The organism is Burkholderia sp. 9779_493 (assembly GCF_015712215.1).
Lineage (GTDB): Bacteria > Pseudomonadota > Gammaproteobacteria > Burkholderiales > Burkholderiaceae > Burkholderia > Burkholderia cenocepacia.
On the sequence record NZ_JACCQA010000014.1, the window covers coordinates 94,676 to 117,852 of the forward strand.

A 23,177-nucleotide genomic window follows, 5' to 3' on the forward strand; every position below is an offset into this window, starting at 1 on the left:
TCAAATTCTCGTTAACGGCACGGTTAACAAAAAATCGAGGCCCGCGTGGTGGCCCGCCGACGATGGCGGCATCGCACGGCGACGCAAACGTATGCGGCCTCGCAGCGAGATGCCCGAGTGCCGTCCGGACCTGCGCAGCATTTGCCAACTGATAACGATACTGCATCAATCGTTCCAAAAATCGCACTTATCGTTTGAGCGATACCGCGCCAACATGCCGGAAAACGACAATCAGACCAGTCCCTCCCGCGTATTCCAGGATTTTCAGGAGACACCCTCGATGCATCCCTCGTCCAGCCTTCCGGCCGAACGCTCGAAGGCCGCCGCGATCTTTCGCGTCACGGCCGGCAATTTTCTCGAGCAGTTCGACTTCTTCCTGTTCGGCTTCTACGCCACGCAGATCGCCAACGTCTTCTTCCCCGCGCAAAGCGAGTTCGCGTCGTTGATGATGACCTTCGCCGTGTTCGGCGCCGGCTTCCTGATGCGGCCGCTGGGCGCGATCGTGCTGGGCGCGTACATCGACGAGGTCGGCCGCCGCAAGGGCCTGATCGTCACGCTGTCCATCATGGCGAGCGGCACCATCCTGATCGCGTTCGTGCCGGGCTACGCGACGATCGGGCTGCTGGCGCCCGTGCTCGTGCTGATCGGCCGGCTGCTGCAGGGCTTCTCCGCAGGCGCCGAACTGGGCGGCGTCTCGGTCTATCTGGCCGAGCTGGCGACGCCCGGCCGCAAGGGCTTCTTCACGAGCTGGCAATCGGCGAGCCAGCAGGTGGCGATCGTCATCGCGGCGGCCCTCGGTTTCGCGCTCAATCAGTGGCTGAGCGCATCGCAGATCGCCGCCTGGGGATGGCGCGTGCCGTTCTTCGTCGGCTGCATGATCGTGCCGTTCATCTTCATGCTGCGCCGCAACCTGGAGGAAACCCAGGAATTCAAGGCACGCAAGCATCGTCCGGGCATGAAGGAAGTGTTCGGTACGCTGGTCCAGAACTGGGGCGTCGTGGTCGCCGGCATGATGCTGGTCGCGATGACCACCACGAGCTTCTATCTGATCACCGTCTACGCGCCGACCTTCGGCAAGACGGTGCTGCACCTGAGCACCGCCGACAGCCTGCTCGTGACGCTCTGCGTCGGCGTGTCGAACTTCGTGTGGCTGCCGATCGGCGGCGCGCTGTCCGACCGGATCGGCCGCCGGCCGCTGCTGGTCGGCATGACGATGCTCACCGTCGCGACCGCCTACCCGGCGCTGTCGTTCCTTGCGCACGCGCCGTCGTTCGCCCACATGCTGCTCGTGCTGCTCTGGCTCTCGTTCATGTACGGCATCTACAACGGTGCGATGGTCGTCGCGCTCACGGAGGTGATGCCGGTGCAGGTGCGGGTCGCGGGCTTCTCGCTCGCCTACAGCCTCGCGACGGCCGTGTTCGGGGGCTTCACGCCGGCCATCTCGACCGGGCTCATTCACATGACCGGCGACAAGGCCGCACCGGGCTACTGGATGAGCTTCGCCGCGGTATGCGCGCTGCTGGCGACGTTCGCGCTCTATCGCCGGCACGCCGCGACGTTGACGCCGGCGCATTGATGTCCGGCCCGGCCGGAACGTTCATCCCACCCACGCATTCGTACGACCACGACCAACCATGAGAAATCTGCTCCTGAAATGCTGCGCGACCGCGCTCGTCGCCACCGCGGCGGTGGCGGCCAACGTCCAGGCCGCCGAGCTGCACGTGATGAGCTCAGGCGGCTTCACCGCCGCCTACAAGGTGCTCGGCCCCCGGTTCGCGTCGACGACCGGCAATACGCTCGACACCGCGCTCGGCCCGTCGATGGGCAAGTCGCCCGAAGCGATTCCGAACCGGCTCGCGCGCGGCGAGCCCGCCGACGCCGTCATCATGGTCGGCTACGCGCTGGACGATCTGATCAAGCAGGGCAAGGTGATCCCGGGGTCCCGCGTCGATCTGGCCGACTCGCGCATCGGCATGGTCGTGCGCGACGGCGCGGCCAAGCCCGACATCAGCACGGCCGAAGGCCTCAAGCAGGTGCTGCTGCACGCGAAGTCGATCGCCTATTCGGACAGCGCGAGCGGCGTGTATATCGAGCGCGAACTGTTCAAGAAGCTCGGCATCGACGAGCAGGTGAAGTCGAAGGCGAAGATGATCCCGCGGATTCCGGTGGCGTCGGTGGTCGCGAACGGCGACTACGAAATCGGCTTCCAGCAGGTCAGCGAGCTGCTGCCCGTCAAGGGGGCGACCTTCGTCGGCAAGATTCCCGAATCGCTGCAATCCGTCACGCGCTTCGCCGCCGGCATCCCGGTCGGCGCGCAGCATCCGCAGGAAGCGAAGGCGTTGCTCGACTATCTCGCATCGCCCGACGTGCAGGGCGACGTGAAATCGACCGGGCTCGATTCGGTTTCGGCTCATTGAGCCGGAGAGACGGGAAGGCTTGGGTCAGCGTGCCTTCCCGTCCCCGCCCGCATGGGCCGCGATACCATCTTCATCGACTCCGTTCGGCGAGGCCGGCCCGGCCATCGCGAGCGTCCGCACAAGCCGCGCACGATCGCACGCCCCTTCCCACGACGACACGAAAATCACCGCGCACGCATTGCTGATCACGCTGGTCAGCGCGCGCGCCTCCGACATGAAGCGGTCGATCCCGACCAGCAGCGCCACGCCGGCGACCGGCAGGTCGGGCATCACGGCGAGCGTCGCGACCAGCGCGACGAGCCCGCTGCCGGACACGCCGGCCGCCCCCTTCGACGTGAGCAGCATGATCGCGAGCATCGTCGCGATCTGCGACGCGGAAAGGGGAATGTCGCACGCCTGCGCGATGAACAACGCCGCGAGCGTCAGGTAGATCGCGGTACCGTCCAGATTGAACGAATAGCCGGCCGGCAGCACGAGGCCGACGACGCCCTTGTCGCAGCCGAGCGCTTCCAGCTTGACGATCAGGCGCGGCAGGACCGGCTCCGTGGACGAGGTCGCGAGGACGATGAGCAACTCTTCGCGCAGGTAGCGCAACAGCCGCCACAGCGCGAAGCCGTGCAGTCGCGCGAGCGGTGCGAGCACGCCCGCGACGAACAGCACGCAGGCCACGTAGAAGGCCATCATCAGCTTCGCCAGCGAGCCGACCGAGCCGATGCCGAAGCGGCCAACCGTGAAGGCCATCGCACCGAATGCGCCGAGCGGCGCGAGCCGCATGATCATCGCGAGCACGCGAAAGACGACCTCGGCGAAGCCGTCGATCAGCGCGAGAACGGGCCGGCCGGCCCGCGGGTGCGCGTTCAGCGAGAAGCCGAACAACAGCGACAGCAGCAACACCGGCAACACTTCGCCGTTCGCGAACGCGCCGAGCATCGTGTCCGGGATCACGCCGAGCGCGAACGCCACGAGCCCGGGCGGCGCCGCATGCTTCACATACGGGGCGAGGAGGCTCGCATCGAGGTGATGGACATCGATGTGCATGCCGGCGCCCGGTTGCAGCACGTACGCGGTGACGAGCCCGAGCGCGAGCGCGGCGGCGGTCAATAGATAGAAGAGCGCGAGCGCCCGCACGATCGTGCGGCCGATGGCCTGCCCGTTCGACAGCGACGTGATGCCCGACACGATCGTGCAGAAGACGATCGGCGCGATGGTCATCTTCACCAGCGCGACGAACGCGTCGCTGAGCGGCTTGAGCATCGCGCCCGCCGCCGGCCACACGTGGCCGATGCCCATGCCGAGCATCATCGCGAGCAGGACCTGCACGTACAGCGATTTGAGCAGCGGGGCCTGCCTCACGATGCGGTCGTCCTTCGTTTCCGTTCCGGCGCCGTCATGCCGATGTACCGCTGTCGGCGATGCTGCCGCGCTTCGCGTCGACGACCATCCGGTGAAACGCCTCGGCGGCGGGTGTCAGCGCGCGCCCGCGCCGCTTGACGATGCCCACGCGCCGTTTGACGACGGGTTCGACGAGCGGCACGCTCGTGATGACAGGGTGGTCGTGCCCCGGCATCGCCATCGACGGCACCGCGGCGACGCCGAGCCCCGCCTCGATCAGCCCGAGCAGGGTCGTGACGTGGCGCGTCTCGCAGACGCTCGGCGTGCGCGGCGCGACGGCCGCCAGCGCCTGGTCGAGCAGCAGGCGGTTACCGGACGTCTTGTCCACCGATACGTAATCGTGCGCGTAGAGTTCGTTCCAGGTCACGCGTTTCTTGCGCGCGAGCGGGTGGTCGCGGCGGCAGGCGGCGACGAACCGTTCCTGGAGCAACACCTTGAACTCGATCTCCGCCTCCTGGCTGCCGATGAAGCTCACGCCGAAATCCGCCTCGCCGCTGATCACCGCGCCGAGCACCTCGTTCGCGCTGGCGTCGAGCAGTTTCACGCGGATGCGCGGAAAACGCTGATGATAGCGGGCGATGATGGGCGGCAGGAAGTAGTAGGCGACCGACGGCACGCAGGCGATCGTCACATGGCCGAGGCGGCTCGATGACACGTCGCGGATGCCGAGCAGCGCGGCGTCGAGATCGTCGAGCAGTTGTTCGGCGCTCTGGGCGAACACGCGGCCGACGGTGGTGAGGGTCACGCGGCGCGTGGTGCGCTCGAAGAGCCGCACGCCGAGCGCGTCCTCGAGCTTGTCGATCCGGCGGCTCAATGCGGGCTGGGACAGGCTGATCGCATCGGCGGCCTTTCGGAAACTGCCCGTTTCCACGACCGCGCGAAACGCCTGCAAGTCCGTCAAATCGAAATTGATGCCCACGGGGTCACGCTCCGCCACTCGGATTTCAGATGCGGAGCATTTTGCATGATTCCGCCGGTAGCCGGCGGATTGCGTCGTTCGCGCGGCAGCGATGGCGCGGCGCGGTGTGCCGCGCGGCCGGCGGTGATCCCGCTGGCCGCGCCGCTTCCGGACACTCAGCGAGCCGGATCGGACGGAGGTTTCGTCTCGGACAGGTCGTCCTCGTGAACCTCCGCCTGGCGCACCGTGGTGCCGTCGTCGCCGGTTTCGGAAATATCGGTTTCGAAGGTCCGCTGCCCGTCGTCGGGCTTCTCCGCGGGCTTCGCGTCGCCGGTTTGCTTGCCTGTCTGTTGCTGTTGACGTGTCATCTCGCTCTCCTGATCGCAACCTGGAATGTTGCGCACCGTTCAGGCGAGCAAGGCGCGGGCCACGCCGGTGTTGCACGGCAGAATCATTTTCCGTTGATGCCCGGCGCGCTTGCCGATGCCCGACGCGGCCGGCCGCGGGCGCGAGCCCCGGCCGACACAGCGCCAAATAGCGTCACATCGTCCATCTTGCCCGCGGCCGCCGGCTTCGCTCCATTACGCGCGACAGGCGCCGTATCGACGCTGCAACGTTTTGCGCTCGATTTTCGCGTCCCGGATGCTCGACCTCGCCCATGGCCGGCCCGACGGCGCGGTTGCGAGACTGGCACGTTGTTCGCTTCACCGGTCGTAGTGGGAACGATAGCCGCCGAGCACCCGTGATCGTCCGACCATTCGACGCGCATGCGTCGCGGGGTGTCCGACAACACGGCACGTTCGCGCTTCGCCGCCGGCCGACGGCGCCACCCGACCGACGCAGACCGCCCGCCGACGATGAGCGGGACGCTCGGGCCGTGACGCGTCGAGCATCGGCGGTCGTCCCACCTTCTACGGGGAGATAAAAATGTTGGCCAAGTCAATCCGGACCCTACGAACCGTGCTGATCGTCTTCTCCGTTTGCCTGATGACGCTGGCACCCGGGCGGGCGAGCGCACTGTCGAACCAGTTGCTGTTGCTGCTGCCGGACAACTTCACGCTGCCGGACCCGCGGGTGTCCGCGTGGCTCGATTCGGCGGCGGAAGAGGGGCTGCAGATCGCGCTGATCAGCGACACGCAATTCAAGCAGGGCGGCACGTCGCTGCAGCAGTACCAGGGCCTCATCCTGCCCGACCAGGTGCATACGATCGCCGACGATACGCTCGTGAGCGCCATCCAGACCTACGCGTTGAACGGCGGGCGCGTGATGCTCGTCTATGATTTCGGCGTACTGAACGCGGCAGGCTTCTATCCGGCCGGGCAATCGCGCTTCAGCTCGATGGCCGGCGTCAACTACGTGCTCTACGATACGCTCGGCGGGAACATGATCGGCCTCGGCAGCGTGACCGGGATGGGCAGCACGTTGCGCGCGCTGCAGATTCCGCCCGGAAAGTCGATGACATGGCCTGGCACGACGGCGGCCGCGACCGCGTCGGCCACCACACTGTCGAGTACGTCGACCGGCTCGACGACGAATCCGCCGCTCTACCTGCAGCCGAGCACGTCGAACCCCGGCGGGCTTGCCGGTTACAACCATCAGGCGTACTTCACGTACAAGACGGTGAACGGACGCATGACCGGCGTGCCGCTGAATCTCGGGCGCGTGTCGACCGGCGCAAGGGTCGGCTCCGGATCGTACTGGCCGAGCTCGACGAGGCCGTCGTCGGCATCGACATCGATGTCGATGAGTGGCGCGACGTCGTTCGCGAGCACGTCGCCCGCCGCGACGACCGACGTGCTCGAAGGAATCTCCGGCTACGTCTACGGTTTCCTCACCTATCCAAGCTACGTCACGCAAGGCACGTATACCGGCACGACGCTGCTGACGTCGCCGAACTTCGGGCTCGTCGCCGGCTATCAGGCGTATGGAAACGGCGGCGTGATGTTCGTCAACCTGCCGCTCGCGTATCTCGACGGACAAACCGACAGCATGCCGATCCACGGCTTCCTGCGTTACTTCACGACGAACGTCCTGTCGATGCCGCGCCTGTCGCTGCAGCCGCGTGCCCAGGCCGGGATGGTCCTGAACTGGCACTTCTGCGCGGAGGACCAGATCCAGCCGGCGCAGTATCTGAAGAATTACGGTATCTGGAACAGCGGCCCGTATTCGATCGTGATGACGGCCGGCCCTGACGACGTGACGATCGGCGATGGTCTCGGCATCAACCTGACGAACAACACGCAGGCGAAGCAACTGGTCGCGTTCCTGCTCAAGCGCGGCCACAACGTCGGCAGCCACGGCGGCTGGGCGCACGACTACTGGGGGGCGAACGCCAGCGAAACCAACGCGAGCACGTTCACGCAGTACCTGGTGCTGAACCGCAATGCGGTGCAGTCGGTGACGGGCAAGCCGGACATCGAATGGGCGGCGCCGGAAGGCAATACGCCGACGTGGGCGGTGAACTGGCTCGAATCGAACGGTTACTCCGGCTACTACTTCACCGGCCATACCGGCAATGCGCAAACGCGTGCGTATCGTAACGGTTCGCTGCTGAATCCCGGCATCTGGGCGTTTCCGGTGATGCCGTTCGGCAAGTACGCGACGTTCGAGGAGTTCCAGGAGTTCGCGGTACCGACCGCGGACGTGCAGAACTGGTATCTGTCGCTGATGGATTTCGTCGTCGCGAACCGCACGAGCCGGCTGATCTACATGCATCCACTCGGCGCGTCGTGGTATCCGAACGTCGTCACGACAATCCTGAGCCGTGCCGCGTCGCTCGCGAAGACCGGCCAGTTCAAGTGGTTCACGATGGATCAGCTCACGCAGTTCGACCGGCGCCGTCTGCTCGTGAACTGGACGGCGACCGACACCGGCACCGGCTGGACGTTCAGCGCGACGCACCCGAGCAGCCTGCAGGACATGACCTGGCTGCTCCCGAAGAGCACGTACCAGATGCCGAGCGTGAAAAGCGGAAGCGCAACGATCGTGAGCACCGATCCGGTCAACTGGCTGGTCATCGCGGGCACGGGCAAGTCGCTGTCGTTCACGAGCGCGAAGGCGCATTGACGCGCGCCGGCGCCTTGACCAACGGGGAACATCATGAAGCGAGCTTCGTTTGCGCGTGCGCTGCGGATGCTGGTCGTTTCGGCGAGCGTCGCGCTCTTGTGCGGCGTGTCGTTCGCCCAGTCCTCACCGCGCGCGCCGCGCGGGTTTGCACGGCCGCCGCTCCATCTGCACGGCGCCGCGAAACGGAATCCGGCCGGCCTGTCACCGCAGCAGATCCGCCGTTTCTACGGGTTCGATCAATTGCCGGCGCGCGGCTACGGTGGCGACGATCAGGTCGTCGCGATCGTCGATGCGTACGACAACCCGAACGTCGAGGCGGATCTGCGAACGTTCAGCCGCACGTTCGGCCTGCCGCCGTGCGCGTCGCCGCGCTGCTTCACGAAGGTGTACGCGACCGCCGACAAGCGCCCGCCGCCGCCCGACGCACTGTGGGCGCTCGAGAGTTCGCTCGACGTGCAGTGGGTGCACGCGATCGCACCGAATGCGCGGATCGTGCTGGTCGAAGCCGCATCGAGCTCGCTCGATGACCTGATGAGCGCGATCGCGCTCGCGACGAGTCCGGCCCCGGGCGGGGTCGGTGCGAAGGTCGTGTCGATCAGTTGGGGGAGCGGGGAGTTCCTGGCCGAAACGCAATTCGACGGGCAGTTCGCCAGCGCGAACGGCGTGTCGTTCGTCGCAGCGTCCGGCGACGGCGGCAACGGGATCGACTACCCGGCCGCGTCGCCGTACGTGCTGAGCGTCGGCGGCACGTCGATCGCGACCGATGCGAGCGGCGCCTATGCCGGCGAAACGGCATGGGCCGGCAGTGGCGGCGGACAGAGCGCCGTCGAGACGGAGCCGACGTATCAGTCGAACTTCCGGATTCCGTCGGATAGCCTCGGCTTGCGCGGGCTGCCCGACGTCGCCTATGACGCCGATCCGGCATCCGGCTTCGCGGTCTACGATTCGTACGGCTATGCGGGGCAGGGCGGGTGGTTCGTGGTCGGCGGCACGAGCGCGGGCGCACCGCAATGGTCCGCGTTGATCGCGATCGCGAACAGCTTGCGCATCGCGCACGGCAAGACGACGCTGAATGCGGTGAGCGCGCTCCAGACCGTGCTGTACGGGCTCGCCGCCAGCGCCTACGCGGCGAACTTCCACGACATCGTCAGCGGTTCGAACGGCGCATGCGGCGCGCTTTGCACTGCGACAACCGGATACGACTACGTAACCGGCCTCGGGCGCCCGATGGCCGCCAATCTGGTCCAGGCGTTGATCGCCGCGCCGTGACGCGTACCGCAGCGGAAGAGCGCGGGCTGGCTCCATCCCTCGCGGCCTCCTATAATCGCCATCAGCTTGTCCGGGAAGTCGCGGTTATCAAGGCGAGGGAGGGCAAATGGGACCGTACCGTCGCATCTATTCGCGCGTCATCCTCACGAGTTCGATCGCCGGTCTGGCCATGCTTGCTGGCCCGGGCAACGCGCATGCCGAGGACAGTGCGTCGAGCTTTCCGATCGACTTCAAGCCATCGGAAAGAACGATCAACGCCTATGCGGTGTATGGCGACGGACGCGCGACCGAGGGGGGCGACATGCATTGGCGCGCCTACGAAGTCGGCTTCGGCGACGTCCTGAACGACTACCTGTCGGTCTACCTCGCGTATCTGAACGAGGGACATCCGCTGGATCACCACCGTGACGGCTTCGCCGCGCTGGGCTCGTTTCGTTGGCCGGTCGGCAGTCGCGTGACGCTCGAACTGTCGGCCGGGCCGTATTTCAGCATGGACACCACGCATGTCGACAATCAGGCGCGCAATGAAAAGCGCTGGGGCGTGCGTGCGTCGGCAGCGGTGCGATATTACCTCGTGCCCAATCGGTTCTTCCTCAAGCTGCAGTACAACCACGTCCAGATGTTCAGCGGATTCAATTCCGACGCGGTGCTGTTCGGCATCGGCTCGGATTTTGGCGGCGATCCTCGCCCGGCGCTGTCGGACGGCAAGACGCAGGTGAGCGTTTGGGCTGGGACGTCGCAGACGAACCGCCCCCAAGTACCGATCGAAAAGGGCTACATGATCGAAGTCAAACGACCGTTCGGCAATGCGTGGGCCTATTCGGCGAGCTTCGTGTACGAAGGCAACAATGGCGTCGCGGGCCGAAGGGGCGTGGCCGCGCAATTCTGGTACGTCGCGCCGATCAAGAGCAAATGGACGCTTTCGGCCGGTGTCGGTCCGTATCTGTCGCATGACCGGGACGAGGTCTCGCGCAAAACGAGGCTCAATGCGTTGCTCAGCGCGCTGGTGACCTATCAGGTCACGAACGATTGGGCGGCGAGCTTGCGCTTCAATCGCGTCGCAACCGGTAACAACAAGGACCAGGACATGTTCATGGTCGGCCTGGCGCGCAATTTCTGACGGTGTGACGTCTGCGACTTCCTCGGGCCGATCGACGATGCGCGTCCGACGCGAAGACGGCGCGGGTGTGTCGCGACCATCACGCGTGGCGGGCTTTTTTCAAACCGCCGTTTGCCGTCAGTGTTATGTCATCCTGCTTATCACGATCGCTCGAACGCTAACTTCCGTTCCGGCCGCCTTTTACGCGTCTTTCAGCCAGGGCATTTCCACGGGCGACACGATCAGTTGCCGGAATTCGCGCTTCAGATCGAAGATGAAGCCGACCAGAATCATGGAATCGGCGTAAGGAATCGGGAAAACATGCGGATTTTCCGGCGTACGCAACGGGCGCTCGGGCGTGTCCGCTGCCGCCGCGGCGTTCTCGCGAACGCTTTCCAGCTCGTCGGCCATGGCCGGGCCGTTGACTTTCAGCACACGGCTGCGCAGCTCGCTCAAGGGCTCGATACGCGCAGCGTCTTCGTGGTATTCGGGCACTTCGTAAACGAACCAGGACATTTTCGTCTCCTGTGAGAAGGGGCGCTATTCTAACGCTGCGCGCGGATCCGCTGGAAACCGCCCTCGGGCTGGCCGCGGCCACGCCGGGAGCATTACGTTGCACACGACGTGATACCGAAGATGGAGGTTGTCGATTTCGACCCCAATTTGGCGATAATCAGCATTATGTAAAATCTAGTCATTCGCGGCTGGAACGTCGCGGACAAAATCCGCCGAGCCAAGCGCGAAGGCGCGTTCACGGCCGTGCTCGCCAAGTGGCGCACGCTCGCGCTGAATCTCCCGCGCTCGTGGCGATCTGGCCCTCTCTGGACCGGTATCGGGCCACCTACCTACATCCCCCATAAACGTCGATCAACGTGGAGCGCGGCGAAGGACGAGGCCGACCGCGCCGGACGCCTCTACGCGCCGTTGTTGCCGGGCGCGAACCGCTCAACTTGATGGAATCCCCGCCAATCATCCGAACAAATCTGAGAGAGGCCGACGCGCGCCGCGCCGACGCCGTATTTCGAGGAGCACACGTATGTTGCGAAAAATCGCAGTCGTCGGGGACACGTTGTCGAGCAGTGCACTCGCCGCCGGGCGCTGGAGCGCTCGCATTCACCGCATGCATGCGTTACCTGCTGCTTCGGCAGAAACGAACGGGGCTGCTGGAGTCACTGCAGGATCCGTGAGGCTGGCCGGTACTGATTTAAATCAAAATGTTCGGGGTCACAATTCAGCGCCCTTACCCCAATCAAGATCAGTCGACGGAAAACTGCACGCAACTTGACGACACCCTCATACATTAAATGACAATAATAAAAAACAATATTTAATGAAACCAATTCCAGTCATTCCGTCAACTCGATCACACGTCACTCGCTCCCCGTCCACTCGACCCGCACCGCGCCCCGCCCATCGCGGCACGTACATCACGGCCCAATCCCCCACACCTCGATGTGCGGCTCCCGACGCGGCTGCCCCACCCGACACGATCATTTCAAATCCCTCACCAAACCCCGACTTGATTAACAGCGGTGACATGAAAAATTAATCCAACAGAAAATATCTTGTAATTATAAAAATCACCTTCTAGCATCCCTCTGCTGTTCGCGACACGTCTTGTTTAAAAGTCATCACTTGATGCATTCCTCGAACAAACCCATTCATAACCTGGGGAATTACATGAAGAAACTGTCTCGACTGCTGCCCATCACCGCGATTACCCTCGCGAGTCTCAGCGCTTTTGCCCAGGCCGGCGACCAGCCGGCCGCGGTCGACAAGGCACTGCAACTGATCCAGCAGAACCCGTCCGCCTTCAGTCTGGCTGCCGGCGGCACGGCACGCACGTTGAAGTTCGCGGGGCCACAAGCAGGCGCACCGACCGACGGCGACCAGTTCCAGGTACGCGACGTGATCGTCGATCCCGACGGCACCGAGCACGTGCGCTTCGACCGCTTCCATGCAGGCCTGCCCGTGATCGGCGGCGACGTGGTCGTCCATTCGAGCAAGGGGCAATTGAAGCAGGCAAGCGTGACCCAGCTCGCGCCGATCAATCTCGCCGGCTCGATCGGCAAGGTCGGAAACCGCGCCGTGATCCGCAACGCACCCGACGTAGGCGCGACGCGCGCCAGGCACATCGCGGCCGCGCGCTTCAACTCCGACGTGCGCCGCGTCGACGACGCGGAACTCGTCGTGTTCGCACGCGACGTCACGCCGACGCTGGCCTATGCGGTGCGCGTCTACGGCAAGGCGACCGAGACCCACGGCGACGCCGTGCTCTACTACGTCGACGCTCGCACCGGCACCCTGCTCGATGCACAGGACCTGATCAAGACCGCCGCCGCGACCGGCACCGGCCGCTCGCTGTACTACGGCAACCTGACGCTCACGACGGACCAGACCGGCACGAACGCGTACCGGATGCTCGATCCGAGCCGCGGCGGCGGCTCGGTCTACGATGGTCGCGGTCTCAGCTCCGACGAGGTCGAGCAAGCGACCGACCTGCCGATCTTCACGAGCAGCACGAACGTGTGGGGCAACAACGCGACCACCGACCGGCAGACCGTCGCGGCAGACATCGACTACGGGCTCGCATTGACTTGGGACTACTACAAGACCACGCACAACCGCAACGGCATCTTCAACGACGGCCGCGGTGTGAAGAGCTACGCGCACGTGGTGTTCAATACCGGCAGCGGCACGACGGGCGCGAACGCGGCATGGCTGTCGTCGCGCGTGATGGCGTACGGCGACGGCGAGCCGGGCACGCGCCTGCCGAAACCCGTGGTGTCGGTCGACGTCGCCGGACACGAGATGAGCCACGGCGTGACCGAGGCCACCGCCAACCTGAACTATTCGGGTGATGCGGGCGGCCTGAACGAATCGACGTCCGACATTTTCGGCACGCTCGTGAAGTTCTACGCGAACAACCCGAACGATCCCGGCAACTACGTGATCGGCGCGCGCGTGGTGAGTGGCGGCCTGCGCAAGATGTACAAGCAGGATCTCGACGGCCGGTCGTTCAGCTGCTACCCGTCCGGCGGCTTCTCGTGGTCGAATCCGCGCCACGATCCGCATTTCACGTCGGGGGTCGGCAACCGCTTCTTCTACCTGCTGTCGGAAGGCCCGTCGGTGCCGCCGACCGACACCGGCCTGTCGAGGACGCAACTGGTCTGCAACGGCGACACGACCTTCAGCGGGCTGGGCCGCGACAAGGCCGGCAAGATCTGGTACCGGACGCTGACCGTGTACCTGAACGCCAACTCGAGCTACCCGAACGCGCGGCGTGCGTCGATCCAGGCCGCGAACGACCTGTATGGCGCGAACTCGGCCGAAAGCGCGACGGTCGCCCGCGCGTGGAGTGCGGTCGGGGTGAATTGACCGTGCGTGTATGAACGCGTCGGACGCCGGCAGTCGCGTGGCGGGATTTCGTTTCGGAGGAAAGCGATTCGGTCGTGGTCACGCGGCGTTCGGGTGAATGACGAGAAGGGGCCGGCCGACCGCCTGCGTATGCAGGGGGGCGGCCGGTGGATCGTGCGTCCTTGCGGTCCGACAAATGAATCGGCGCTCGACGAATACGCATTACATAGGCTGCCTGGCCTGCCGCCCCCAACGTGGCCGGCGTATTCGCGAATCGCTCGGCCGGACGCTCCGGGTGAACCCCGTCCCATCGTATCGACGGCGCCGCCCCGGTAGCCGGCTTCCTGAGCGAGCCGACAACGCGCTATATTCTGGTCCCAGGCAGGACGACGACGGAAGCCGCCCGCCATCGCAACCCTTCCCGACGCGCTTCCTCACCCCGAGAGAACGACAAAAATGGACCACTCGCAGTATTTCAGCCAAAGTTCGATCCAGGCCGCGAATCTTCGCCTGCACTATCTGTCGCAGTTGCTGCGCGAGCAGACAGGCTCGATCGTCCAGTACGGCATCCTGCGCGGGTTTCCGATCGGCTTCAGTCATTGGGCGGAAGTTGCGGTCGGCGGCTATCTGCTCGGCACCTACGAGATCGCCGTATGCGCGATCCTGGAAGCGCTCGGATCGCCCGACAAGGTGCTGGTCGACCTCGGCGCCGCCGACGGGATTTTCGGCATCGGCCTGGTCAGGAACAACGTCTTTGCCCGCAGCCTGTGTTTCGAGATGGACGAGCAGCGCCGCCACGCGATCCAGCACCGCGCCGCGGAGATGGGGCTGGCGGACCGCGTCGCGGTCTATGGCAAGGCCGATCGCGACTTGCCCGCGATTCTGTCGGAGCACGGCGGGGAGCCGGCCAAACGGGTCATCCTGTGCGATATCGAGGGTGCGGAGTTCGACCTGTTCGACGATGCGCTGCTGGAGCAGCTTTCCGGCAGCCACGTAATCATCGAAATCCACGATTTTCTGCTTTCCGACCCGGAACAAGCCGCGCGCGCATTCGACGAATTGAGTCAGCGCGCGGGCAAGTACTTCAACGTGTACGAGATCCGCGACGGGCTGCGCGACATTCGCAACATCCCGTTGCTGCGACACTGGTCGGACTGGGACGCATGGCTGATGTGCGTCGAGGCGCGCTACCGGATGATGCGATGGCTCTGGCTCGAGCCGAAAACCCAGCCGCGACGCGCCGATCAGGACATCGATCGCCTGATCCTCGACTACCAGCGGCGGATCTTCGCCGTTTGACGAGCGCGCGCGGCGCGAATCGACACGGCAACCGCGACGTCAGCCGCTACCCTATTGCATCGCCGCCGGACAACGCCTCCGCCATCTCCGATATCGGTCTGCTCCAGTCACCTAGGGTTGCCTGCCGATACAACTGCATTGACCTGTACCACGGCGTGTCGCGATGACTGTTGGACCAGCGCTCGTCGCATGCCGCCGACAGCAACACCCACACTGGCCGTCCGAGGGCACCAGCGAGGTGGGCGGGCCCGGTATCCACCGTAATCAGCAAATCGAGCTTGTTGAGGATGACCGCCGTGTCGCCGAGATCGGTCAGCTCGTCACTCATCACCCCAATGCCGTGTTTGTCGAGCACCGCATGTTCATCCTCGGTGATCGTGCCGAACTGCAGCGCATGGAAGCGGCTCCCGGGCGCGCCGAACAGGGGCGCAAGCTGCTCCAGTGGGATCGATCGATAAGGTTCGTGGCGCACCGCAGTCCCGCTACGCCAAATCAGGCCTATCTCGCGAACGCCCTGGGGGCGATTTCTGAAAATGTCGGCAACCCGCGTCGCCATCTCTCGTCCCGCCGGCGCCTGCAAGTATGAATCGGCGTAGCTCGGAAAGTAAGGCGTCGCCTGATAGCGCACAAAGAGATCGAAGGTACAGAGGATGCAATCGCTTTGGTCGATCGCAGTGCGGGCGTCTTCTACAACGGTGAGCCAGTCGAGTGCGGAAAATACCGGCGCCAGCGTATTCGGTGCCTGCAATACGAGAGCCTGCGCTCCCTCGTCCCGCAAGAGATGCAAATACCGGGAAAACATGATCACGTCACCCAGCCCGCCCTCCTGAATGACGAGGACACGCTTGCCCGCGGCCGATTCGTCGAATCGCAGCAATTTGCCGACAATTTTCTCGTACTCGACGGTACTGCTCTGATAGATATTGGAAACTATCGCCGCCCGACTCCATGCGTCGCGCAGTCGCCGACTCAGCGTGTGCGCCTCCCGAAAACGGCCTTGAGCGTATCGCGAGATCGCGAGTTCAACTTTCAGGATCCTGAGATCAGGCTCGTGATCAAGTTCGGTGATGGCTTGGGTCAATAGCGTTTCCGCCTGCGAGAAAAGGCCGAGATAATTCATGTCGATGCCTATCTGCGCGCGAAAGAAGGGCTCTTTGACGCGATCCGCAAGCTCCTTCACCACGCGAATCGCTTCTTCTGCGTGGCCCGACAATCTGAGCGCGCGGCCCAGTGCGAGTCCGGCGCTCGCGGATTTCTCGCGAAGGTAGACGTTGTATGCGCTGTCGAGCCCGAATTGATCGCTGGTCAATGTATCCCCGCATGGAATGCTGGTGATTCGGTTTCTATCGATGATCGAACTTTGATTTGGGCGCGGTTGGCACGACAACGTATCGCGGCCACCGGCTTCCGGTATCGGCAGGTGACTCCTGTACTTTCGCTCCCGGCCCAGGCTACGGGACATATGCCGCTGGCGGGCCCCACTCCACGAACGCAACGGGAATACGCCCGGCCCTCGGGGCACGCCGCTGCATCGTCATGGTCACTGCCGAACGTTACACGTTGAAAGGGCGACATGAAAGCCCTCGGCGCGGGAACATTTGTTAAATAGCTTGAATAACCGCCAACGGACCGACAATTTGCCTTAACATCCGGCCGTCATATCGGTTCGTGTCGAACACGGTCGACCGACCGTCGCGTATCGCGCCGATGATTTTTCTGCCGGAGCCCCATCCGGCCACCGATTTCACCCGCCCCCAGGACCGACCATGTTCCAGACTCCGGGAGATTCCTTCGTCAACGGCTCGTTGCTGGGCCTGTGCGTCGAGGTGCCGCTTGCCGCGCTGGTTTCGCTGGCGATGCACGGCGTCGACTGGAACGGCCCGCGCGTCGCGATGCTCATCGCCACGCCCGTGCTGATCGCGTGCATTGCGCTGCTGACGCGTCCGGTCGCACTGAGCACGGTCTGGAAGCACAAGCGCTCGCCGTTCGTGCTCGACGACAACGTTCGCGCATCGATCTACGGCCGGCTCTGCGGGATCGCGCTCGGCGTGGTATTCGGCATCATGGTCGCGACGACGTTCTCCTGATCCGGTCGAGCCTGATCGTCCGACGAAATTTGCATCACCGCTGACCCGACCGCGCCTTCCGCTTCATCGCATCACCCCGCCGCAACCACCGAATTGAACGACGTGTCCCACAACGGCGCGACATGGGTCGGCCCGTCCAGCACGCCGATGCGGGCAAACACGTCCGCGACCTGCTGGTGCTGCGCGACCACGTCGGGCGTCACCGGCAGCAATGCGTAGTCCTCGCTGCGCTGGTCGAACATCGTGACGAGATCGGCGACCGGCACGCGGGTCTCGCGATTCTGCGCGAGCGCATAGTCGCGGAAATGCCCGTTCGCCCACGCATACGCACGTCGAAACCGCAGCAGCAGATCGGCCGTCGCCGCGCGGCGACGTGCATCGTCGAGCGTGCGCGGATTCGCGTACACCGGGAAATTGCCCGACAGGTAGCCCTTCCCCGTCTTCAGCACGCGGGCGCCGTAGCGATTGCGCGCAAGCTGGCCGTTGTAGCCGTAGATCGCCCACGCGTCGATATCGCCGCGGTCGTACGCGGACAACCCGTCGGTCGGCGACAGGTTGATCGGCTGGATGTCGTCGAAGGTCAGGCCGGCTTCCGCCAGCTGTCGATACAGGAAATAGTGCGACGTCGTCGCGCGCACGTAGCCGACGCGCTTGCCCTTCAGGTCGGCGATGCCGCGGATCGGCGTGTCCTTGCGCGCGAGCGTGACCTGGTTGTTCAGGTCTTCGCGCACACGCGAGATGAATTTCACATGGGCTTTCTGGCGGGCGGCGAACACGGCCGGAATTTCGCTACCCGAACCGATATCGAGCGCATCGGCGTTGAGGGCCTCGATATGCAGCACGCCGTTGTTCAGTTCGCGCCAGTCGATCCGGTACGGCGTATCGGCGAGCCCGGCCGCCTGCAGCAGCGCGCGCCAGCCGCCCTTGTAGGTCGCGACGCGCAACGTCGTGCCGGCCAGATCGGCGTCGGCGGCCGGCGCGGCGAACGCGGCCAATGGGTGCGCCACGATCGCGGCGCCGGCAAGCAGCAGACGGCGACGTGCCGCCGACATTGACGACATCGGATGCTCCTGTCGATCGGATGGAATGGGATCGGAAGTGGAACCGCTGCGTCAATGCAGCGCCGGAAACCCGTGGCGCTCGGCCAGCAGTTCGAGGATGCGGCGCGCGTCGGTGACGAAGCGCACGTCGCCGAGCGTCTGCGCGTCGTCCGGCGCGGGCCGGTCGCGACCCAGCACGAGCACCGGCAGGCCCTGGTGTGCGTCGTCGAGTGCGTCGATCACCGCGGGCCGCGGCCGCTCGAAACCAACGCGCTTCACGTCGAGACGCGCGGCAAGATCGGGCGCGCTCGCCAGCAGCCCCTCGATCGGCAATCCATGCGGACACACGAAGCGCTGGCCCGGATGCTTCGGATCGGCAAAGCCCGGTTCCAGCAGAAACAGCACATCGCGACTCATGTCAAACGGCTCCTTTTTCGTCGATCGTCCCGATCGGGAAGCATTCGTACGCCTGTACGCGCTGCTGTTCCCGCGTCATGCCGGCCACCGGCCGGATGCCAGACTCTACCGTCGCACCTCGCACGGCCCTACCAACGTTTTGCGGAATCGATATGCAAACGCGGATAGCGCATCGGCCGGTCGTCGCCTAGCCGGACGTTGCGTAAACGCATCGTCATGCGAACGACGGGCATTCCGCACATCGAACCATTTCATCGATCGATATGACCGCGCGCAGGCATTTCCAGCGCGCGACGTTCGCAGTCCGCGCGATGCGTTCGCCGCAGCAGGCGCGCCGGACGCGATCGCGGCGCACCTGCCGGGCCGGCGGCAACGCACATTACAAATCGGCCGCACAGCGAATTACAAACCACGGATCGGCCGTTCATCGACGCGCCCGTCGTCAATAGCATCGTGATCCTCACAAACGTACTGATAACAACAGAGGATGGTCATGATCAAAAAAACGGTGGTACTGGGTTTGGTGTCGATCGGTTCGGTCAGTGCGCATGCGCAGAGTTCGGTCACGTTGTACGGCGTGGTCGACGCCGGCATCGCGTATACGAACAACCAGGGCGGCGCGAGCAACATCCAGCAGACGAGCGGCAAGCTGAGCGGCAGCCGCTGGGGCCTGAAAGGCGCCGAGGATCTCGGCGGCGGCCTGCAGGCGGTCTTCACGCTGGAAGGCGGATTCCGGCCGAGCGACGGCGGGCTCGGCCAGGGCGGCCGCCTGTTCGGCCGCTCCGCGTACGTGGGTCTCGGCAAGAAAGGCCTCGGCACGCTGACGTTCGGCCGTCAGTACGAGCCGATCACCGATCTCGTCGCGCAGTACTCGGGATCGGGGATCTGGTCGCCGGCCACGCACGTGGGCGACAACGACAACCTGAACCAGAGCTTCCGGCTGAACAACGCGGTGAAATTCCGTAGCGACACGATCGCCGGCTTCACGGCCGACCTGCTCTATGCATTCAGCAACCAGGCCAATGGCGGCGCGGGCACCGGCTTCTCGAACAACAACGCGTGGGGCGCATCGGCGAACTACGTGAACGGTCCGCTGTCGGTCGGCGGCGGCTATGTGCGGCTCAATCACCCGAATGCGACGTCGAACACGAGCGGCGCGGTGGGCGGCGCGACCTCGACCACCGGCAACGACTACAGCGGCGCGTTCTTCTACGGGCTGAACGGCGGCGTACTGAAGCAGCAGATCGGCGCGGTCGGCGCGAACTACTCGCTGGGCCGCACGACGCTCGGCTTCGCATGGAGCCACACGCAGCTCGACTATCTCGACGGCTCGTCGCGCAAGTTCAACAACTACGACGTGAACGCGCGCTACCAGATCACGCCGGCGGCCACGCTGATCGGTGTCTATACGTTTACCGACGGGCGCGCCAGCGGCCTGCCGGGCACGATCGGCCAGACGCTGAAACCGCGCTGGCACCAGTTCACGCTCGGGTTCGACTACGCGCTGTCGAAGCGCACCGACATCTATGTGTCGGGCATCTACCAGCTCGCGGCCGGTGATGCGAGCACCGCGACGTCGGGCGGTTATCGCAAGATCGCGGCGATCTCGAACATCGGCAGCGCGTCGTCGACGAACCGCCAGCTTGCGTTCGTCAGCGGGCTGCGCGTGAAGTTCTGACGGCACGCGCGGCGGGCGCGGCGCAATCGTCACGATAAGCAAAGCGGGAATCGTTGTTTGCCGCGCCACGCCCGGTTGCCGAGAATGATCGTTTCCCCGCGCGCCACACGCGTTCGACCATGACCGATTCCCGTTTTCCTCCCCGTGCGCCGCGCCCCGACCGGCGCGCGGCGCTGCGCCAGTTGGCCGGCGGCTGGGCGGCGACGCTGCTGCCGGCCGGCGGCGCGCTCGCGAGCCCGCCGCTCGATGTACCGCCGTGGACGCGCGCGCCCGGTGCGCCGCTGCTGTCGCCGCCGTACGGCGTGCCGGGGCCGCACCAACGCGACGTGATTCGCCGCAGCGCCCGCACGCCGGCGCTGCCCGGTTCCGGCTCGTCGATGACGCCGCTCGCCGACCTGTTCGGCGACATCACGCCGAACGGGCTCGTCTACGAGCGTCATCACGCGGGCGTGCCGGACATCGATGCGCAACGCCATCGCGTCGTCGTGCACGGCCTCGTGCGCGCGCCACGCGTCTTCACGGTCGACGACCTGCTGCGCTTCCCGTCCGAATCGCGAATCCACTTCCTCGAATGCTCGGGCAACACGGGCAGCGAATGGAACGGCCCGAGCGGGCTGCCGGTTCAGTTCACGCACGGGTTGCTGTCGTGCTGCGAATGGACCGGCGTCCGGCTGTCGACGCTGCTCGACGAGACGGGCATCGATCCCGCCGCACGCTGGCTGCTCGCCGAAGGCGCGGACGGCGCGGCGATGACGCGCAGCCTGCCGCTCGACCGGATCCTCGAGCGCGCGCTGGTCGTCTATGCGCAGAACGGCGAACGGCTGCGTCCGGAGAACGGCTACCCGGTGCGGCTGATCGTGCCGGGATTCGAAGGCAACACGAACATCAAGTGGCTGCGACGGCTGAAACTGGTGCGTGCGCCGGAGATGACGCGCGAGGAAACGTCGAAATACACGAATCTGCTGCCGGATGGCTGCGCGCGCCAGTTCGTGTTCGAGATGGATGCGAAGTCGGTCATCACGCGGCCGTCGGCCGGCCATCGGCTCGCCGCGCACGGCTATTACCCGATCAGCGGCTACGCGTGGTCGGGCCGCGGCCGGATTCGCGCCGTCGACGTGTCGACCGACGGCGGTCGCACCTGGCGCCCCGCACGGCTCGCCGGCGACGTCCGCGACCGTGCGTTGACGCGCTTCGAGGCCGACTGGGTATGGCGCGGCGAGCCGGCCGACCTGCAAAGCCGCGCGACCGACGACACCGGCTACGTGCAGCCGACCCGCGACGCGCTCGTCGCCGCGCGCGGGCTGAACTCGCAGTACCACTACAACGGCATCCAGAACTGGCGCATCGGCGCGGACGGCGAGGTGCGCAATGCGTAAGCTGCTTGCTTGCCTGCTTGCGACCGGCGCGATGACGTCGGGCGCGTTCGGCACCGGCTTCGGCCTCGGACAGCCGATCGACCGCGCAGCACTCGCCGCGTGGGACATCGACGTCGCGCCGGACGGCGGCGGCCTGCCGCCCGGCGCGGGCACGGTCGCACGCGGCGGCCGCGTGTTCGCGGACAAATGCGCGATGTGTCACGGCGCCGGCGGCGAAGGCGGCGTCGGCGATCCGCTCGTCGGTGGCGCCGGCTCGCTCGCGAGCGCGAAGCCCAAGAAGACGGTCGGCAGCTACTGGCCCTACGCGACGACGCTGTTCGACTACATTCGCCGGGCGATGCCGTACAACGCGCCGCAATCGCTGAGCGCGGACGACGTCTATGCGGTCACCGCGTACGTCCTGCACCTGAACGGCATCGTGCCCGGCGACGCCCGGCTCGACGCGCGCACGCTGCCGCGCGTGCGGATGCCGAACCGTGACGGCTTCGTGCCCGATCCGAGGCCGGGCAGGCTATGACGTGTCCCGCATCGCTTGCCCGATCGAGCGGCCCACCCGCGCGAGTCGCGTCGCGCTTTTCAGCAAGGACCCCGTGATGAGCGATCCCTCCGTCGCCGCCCCGCTCGCATCGTCGCCGTTCGTCGACGTTCGTTCGCCGGCGGACTTCCCCGACAGCCCCGTGTCGCGCACCCTCTCGCAGCCGCTGATGCTCGGGCTGTTCCTGCCGATCCAGGCTGGCGGATGGAGCGCGTCGACGCTGCCGCGCTCGACCGACTGGACGTTCGACTACAACGCCGAGCTGGTCGCGCGCGCCGAGGCGCTCGGTTTCGATCTCGTGTTCGCGCTGTCGCAATGGCTGCCCAAAGGCGGCTACGGCGGCGTGTTCGACGGCCACGCGCTCGACTCGTTCATGACGCTGGCCGCGCTGACGGCGCGCACCGAGCGGATCATCCTCGTCGCGACGAGCCACGTGCTCTACGGGCCGTGGCATCCGCTGCATTTCGCGAAATTCACCGCGACGCTCGACCACATTTCGCGCGGACGCTGGGGCATCAACGTGGTGACCGGCCACCGCGCGATCGAACACGAGATGTTCGGCTGGAACCGGATCGAACACGACCGGCGCTACGAGATGGCCGCGGAATTCCTCGACGCGGTCCAGCAGTTGTGGGCGCAACCGGACAATTTCAGCTATACGCCCGAACTGTCGAGCTGGCGGCTCGGCGGCGCATTCGTGACGCCGAAGCCGCGCTACGGCCGCCCGCTGCTGATCAACGCGACGGGTTCCGACGCCGGTATCGCGTTCGCCGCACGCTATTCGGACATCGTGTTCGTCACGAGCCCGGCCGGCCCCGACGCCGAACGCGCGATCGACGCGCTGCCCGCGCATACCGCCCGCGTGAAGGCGGCCGCCGCCGCGCGCGGTCGCACGATCCGCACGCTGCTCAATCCGCTCGTGATCTGCCGCGAGACGGCGGCCGAAGCACGCGCGTACCGCGACGCGATCGTCGCGCATGCGGACGAAGGCAGCTTCCACCGCTTCGACAGCGACGCGCACGCGTGGCGCGGCGGGTTCGAGCAGCGTGCGCAAGCCGCCGCGCGCGCGATCGGCGGCAACATCTCGATCACCGGCTCGCCGGAGCAAGTCGCCGACACCATCGTGCGGCTGCACCGCGCGGGCATCGACGGCATCCAGTTGAGTTTCTACGACTTCAAGCCCGATCTCGACTTCTTCGGCGAGCGCGTGCTGCCGCTGCTGCGCGAAGCCGGCTTGCGGCGTTGAA

The 23,177-nt window shown here is 65.6% G+C and carries 19 protein-coding genes; 12 read left to right on the forward strand and 7 right to left on the reverse strand.

Features of this window, described 5'->3' with window-relative positions; genetic code table 11:
* Window positions 1-280: 280 nt before the first annotated feature.
* A complete protein-coding gene (locus H0X95_RS16505; RefSeq protein ID WP_006481900.1) occupies window positions 281-1,576 on the forward strand; it encodes an MFS transporter in 1,296 nt (431 codons plus the stop codon).
* A gap of 58 nt (window positions 1,577-1,634) precedes the next feature.
* Window positions 1,635-2,417, forward strand: coding sequence for a substrate-binding domain-containing protein (locus H0X95_RS16510; RefSeq protein WP_006481888.1), 783 nt, complete (start codon window positions 1,635-1,637; stop codon window positions 2,415-2,417).
* 24 nt (window positions 2,418-2,441) lie between these two features.
* Here H0X95_RS16510 and dctA read toward each other — a convergent pair whose 3' ends face one another.
* The 3 genes from dctA to H0X95_RS16525 all read right to left on the reverse strand — a co-directional run bounded on the left by dctA (window position 2,442) and on the right by H0X95_RS16525 (window position 5,075).
* Window positions 2,442-3,770: a C4-dicarboxylate transporter DctA gene (gene dctA / locus H0X95_RS16515; protein ID WP_059722996.1), complete on the reverse strand. Its 1,329-nt coding sequence runs from the start codon at window positions 3,768-3,770 to the stop codon at window positions 2,442-2,444.
* 34 nt (window positions 3,771-3,804) lie between these two features.
* The gene (locus H0X95_RS16520; RefSeq protein ID WP_059722994.1) at window positions 3,805-4,728 is read right to left on the reverse strand and encodes a LysR family transcriptional regulator; all 924 of its coding nucleotides are present in this window, start codon (window positions 4,726-4,728) and stop codon (window positions 3,805-3,807) included.
* Between the two features lie 155 nt (window positions 4,729-4,883).
* Window positions 4,884-5,075 (reverse strand): hypothetical protein, encoded by a 192-nt coding sequence (locus H0X95_RS16525; protein WP_059722993.1) that lies wholly within the window; start codon window positions 5,073-5,075, stop codon window positions 4,884-4,886.
* A gap of 559 nt (window positions 5,076-5,634) precedes the next feature.
* On the opposite strand from H0X95_RS16525, the gene H0X95_RS16530 reads away from it, so the two are divergent.
* From H0X95_RS16530 to H0X95_RS16540, 3 genes are all read left to right on the forward strand, one after another.
* The gene (locus H0X95_RS16530) at window positions 5,635-7,773 is read left to right on the forward strand and encodes a polysaccharide deacetylase family protein (RefSeq protein ID WP_059722992.1); all 2,139 of its coding nucleotides are present in this window, start codon (window positions 5,635-5,637) and stop codon (window positions 7,771-7,773) included.
* A 33-nt stretch (window positions 7,774-7,806) separates the two neighbouring features.
* Window positions 7,807-9,042 (forward strand): S53 family peptidase, encoded by a 1,236-nt coding sequence (locus H0X95_RS16535; RefSeq protein ID WP_059722990.1) that lies wholly within the window; start codon window positions 7,807-7,809, stop codon window positions 9,040-9,042.
* 106 nt (window positions 9,043-9,148) lie between these two features.
* Window positions 9,149-10,162 (forward strand): hypothetical protein, encoded by a 1,014-nt coding sequence (locus H0X95_RS16540; protein WP_059722988.1) that lies wholly within the window; start codon window positions 9,149-9,151, stop codon window positions 10,160-10,162.
* 180 nt (window positions 10,163-10,342) lie between these two features.
* On the opposite strand, the gene H0X95_RS16545 is transcribed toward H0X95_RS16540, so the two are convergent.
* A complete protein-coding gene (locus tag H0X95_RS16545) occupies window positions 10,343-10,657 on the reverse strand; it encodes a hypothetical protein (protein WP_006481895.1) in 315 nt (104 codons plus the stop codon).
* Between the two features lie 1,164 nt (window positions 10,658-11,821).
* On the opposite strand from H0X95_RS16545, the gene H0X95_RS16550 reads away from it, so the two are divergent.
* Both H0X95_RS16550 and H0X95_RS16555 read left to right on the forward strand, forming a co-directional pair.
* Window positions 11,822-13,519: a M4 family metallopeptidase gene (locus tag H0X95_RS16550; protein WP_006481898.1), complete on the forward strand. Its 1,698-nt coding sequence runs from the start codon at window positions 11,822-11,824 to the stop codon at window positions 13,517-13,519.
* Between the two features lie 507 nt (window positions 13,520-14,026).
* Complete coding sequence (locus H0X95_RS16555) at window positions 14,027-14,797, forward strand: hypothetical protein (protein ID WP_230204632.1); 771 nt, start codon at window positions 14,027-14,029, stop codon at window positions 14,795-14,797.
* A 46-nt stretch (window positions 14,798-14,843) separates the two neighbouring features.
* On the opposite strand, the gene H0X95_RS16560 is transcribed toward H0X95_RS16555, so the two are convergent.
* Window positions 14,844-16,106: a glycosyltransferase family 9 protein gene (locus H0X95_RS16560; RefSeq protein WP_059722985.1), complete on the reverse strand. Its 1,263-nt coding sequence runs from the start codon at window positions 16,104-16,106 to the stop codon at window positions 14,844-14,846.
* A 457-nt stretch (window positions 16,107-16,563) separates the two neighbouring features.
* On the opposite strand from H0X95_RS16560, the gene H0X95_RS16565 reads away from it, so the two are divergent.
* Window positions 16,564-16,884 carry a hypothetical protein gene (locus tag H0X95_RS16565; RefSeq protein WP_006498203.1) on the forward strand — a complete coding sequence of 107 codons (321 nt, stop codon included), beginning with the start codon at window positions 16,564-16,566 and terminating at the stop codon, window positions 16,882-16,884.
* A 71-nt stretch (window positions 16,885-16,955) separates the two neighbouring features.
* On the opposite strand, the gene H0X95_RS16570 is transcribed toward H0X95_RS16565, so the two are convergent.
* Entirely contained in the window at window positions 16,956-17,945 is a 990-nt protein-coding gene (locus H0X95_RS16570) for an ABC transporter substrate-binding protein (RefSeq protein ID WP_059722984.1), read from the reverse strand.
* Window positions 17,946-17,996: 51 nt separating this feature from the next.
* Window positions 17,997-18,341: a DUF3088 domain-containing protein gene (locus tag H0X95_RS16575; protein WP_006481897.1), complete on the reverse strand. Its 345-nt coding sequence runs from the start codon at window positions 18,339-18,341 to the stop codon at window positions 17,997-17,999.
* 493 nt (window positions 18,342-18,834) lie between these two features.
* On the opposite strand from H0X95_RS16575, the gene H0X95_RS16580 reads away from it, so the two are divergent.
* The 4 genes from H0X95_RS16580 to H0X95_RS16595 all read left to right on the forward strand — a co-directional run bounded on the left by H0X95_RS16580 (window position 18,835) and on the right by H0X95_RS16595 (window position 23,176).
* Entirely contained in the window at window positions 18,835-20,019 is a 1,185-nt protein-coding gene (locus tag H0X95_RS16580; RefSeq protein ID WP_059723112.1) for a porin, read from the forward strand.
* A 119-nt stretch (window positions 20,020-20,138) separates the two neighbouring features.
* Window positions 20,139-21,395: a sulfite dehydrogenase gene (soxC, locus tag H0X95_RS16585; protein ID WP_059722982.1), complete on the forward strand. Its 1,257-nt coding sequence runs from the start codon at window positions 20,139-20,141 to the stop codon at window positions 21,393-21,395.
* Window positions 21,388-21,912, forward strand: coding sequence for a c-type cytochrome (locus H0X95_RS16590; RefSeq protein WP_059722980.1), 525 nt, complete (start codon window positions 21,388-21,390; stop codon window positions 21,910-21,912). The genes soxC and H0X95_RS16590 overlap by 8 nt, the downstream gene beginning before the upstream one ends.
* Before the next feature lie 76 nt (window positions 21,913-21,988).
* Window positions 21,989-23,176, forward strand: coding sequence for an LLM class flavin-dependent oxidoreductase (locus H0X95_RS16595; protein WP_006493986.1), 1,188 nt, complete (start codon window positions 21,989-21,991; stop codon window positions 23,174-23,176).
* Window position 23,177 lies beyond the last annotated feature (1 nt).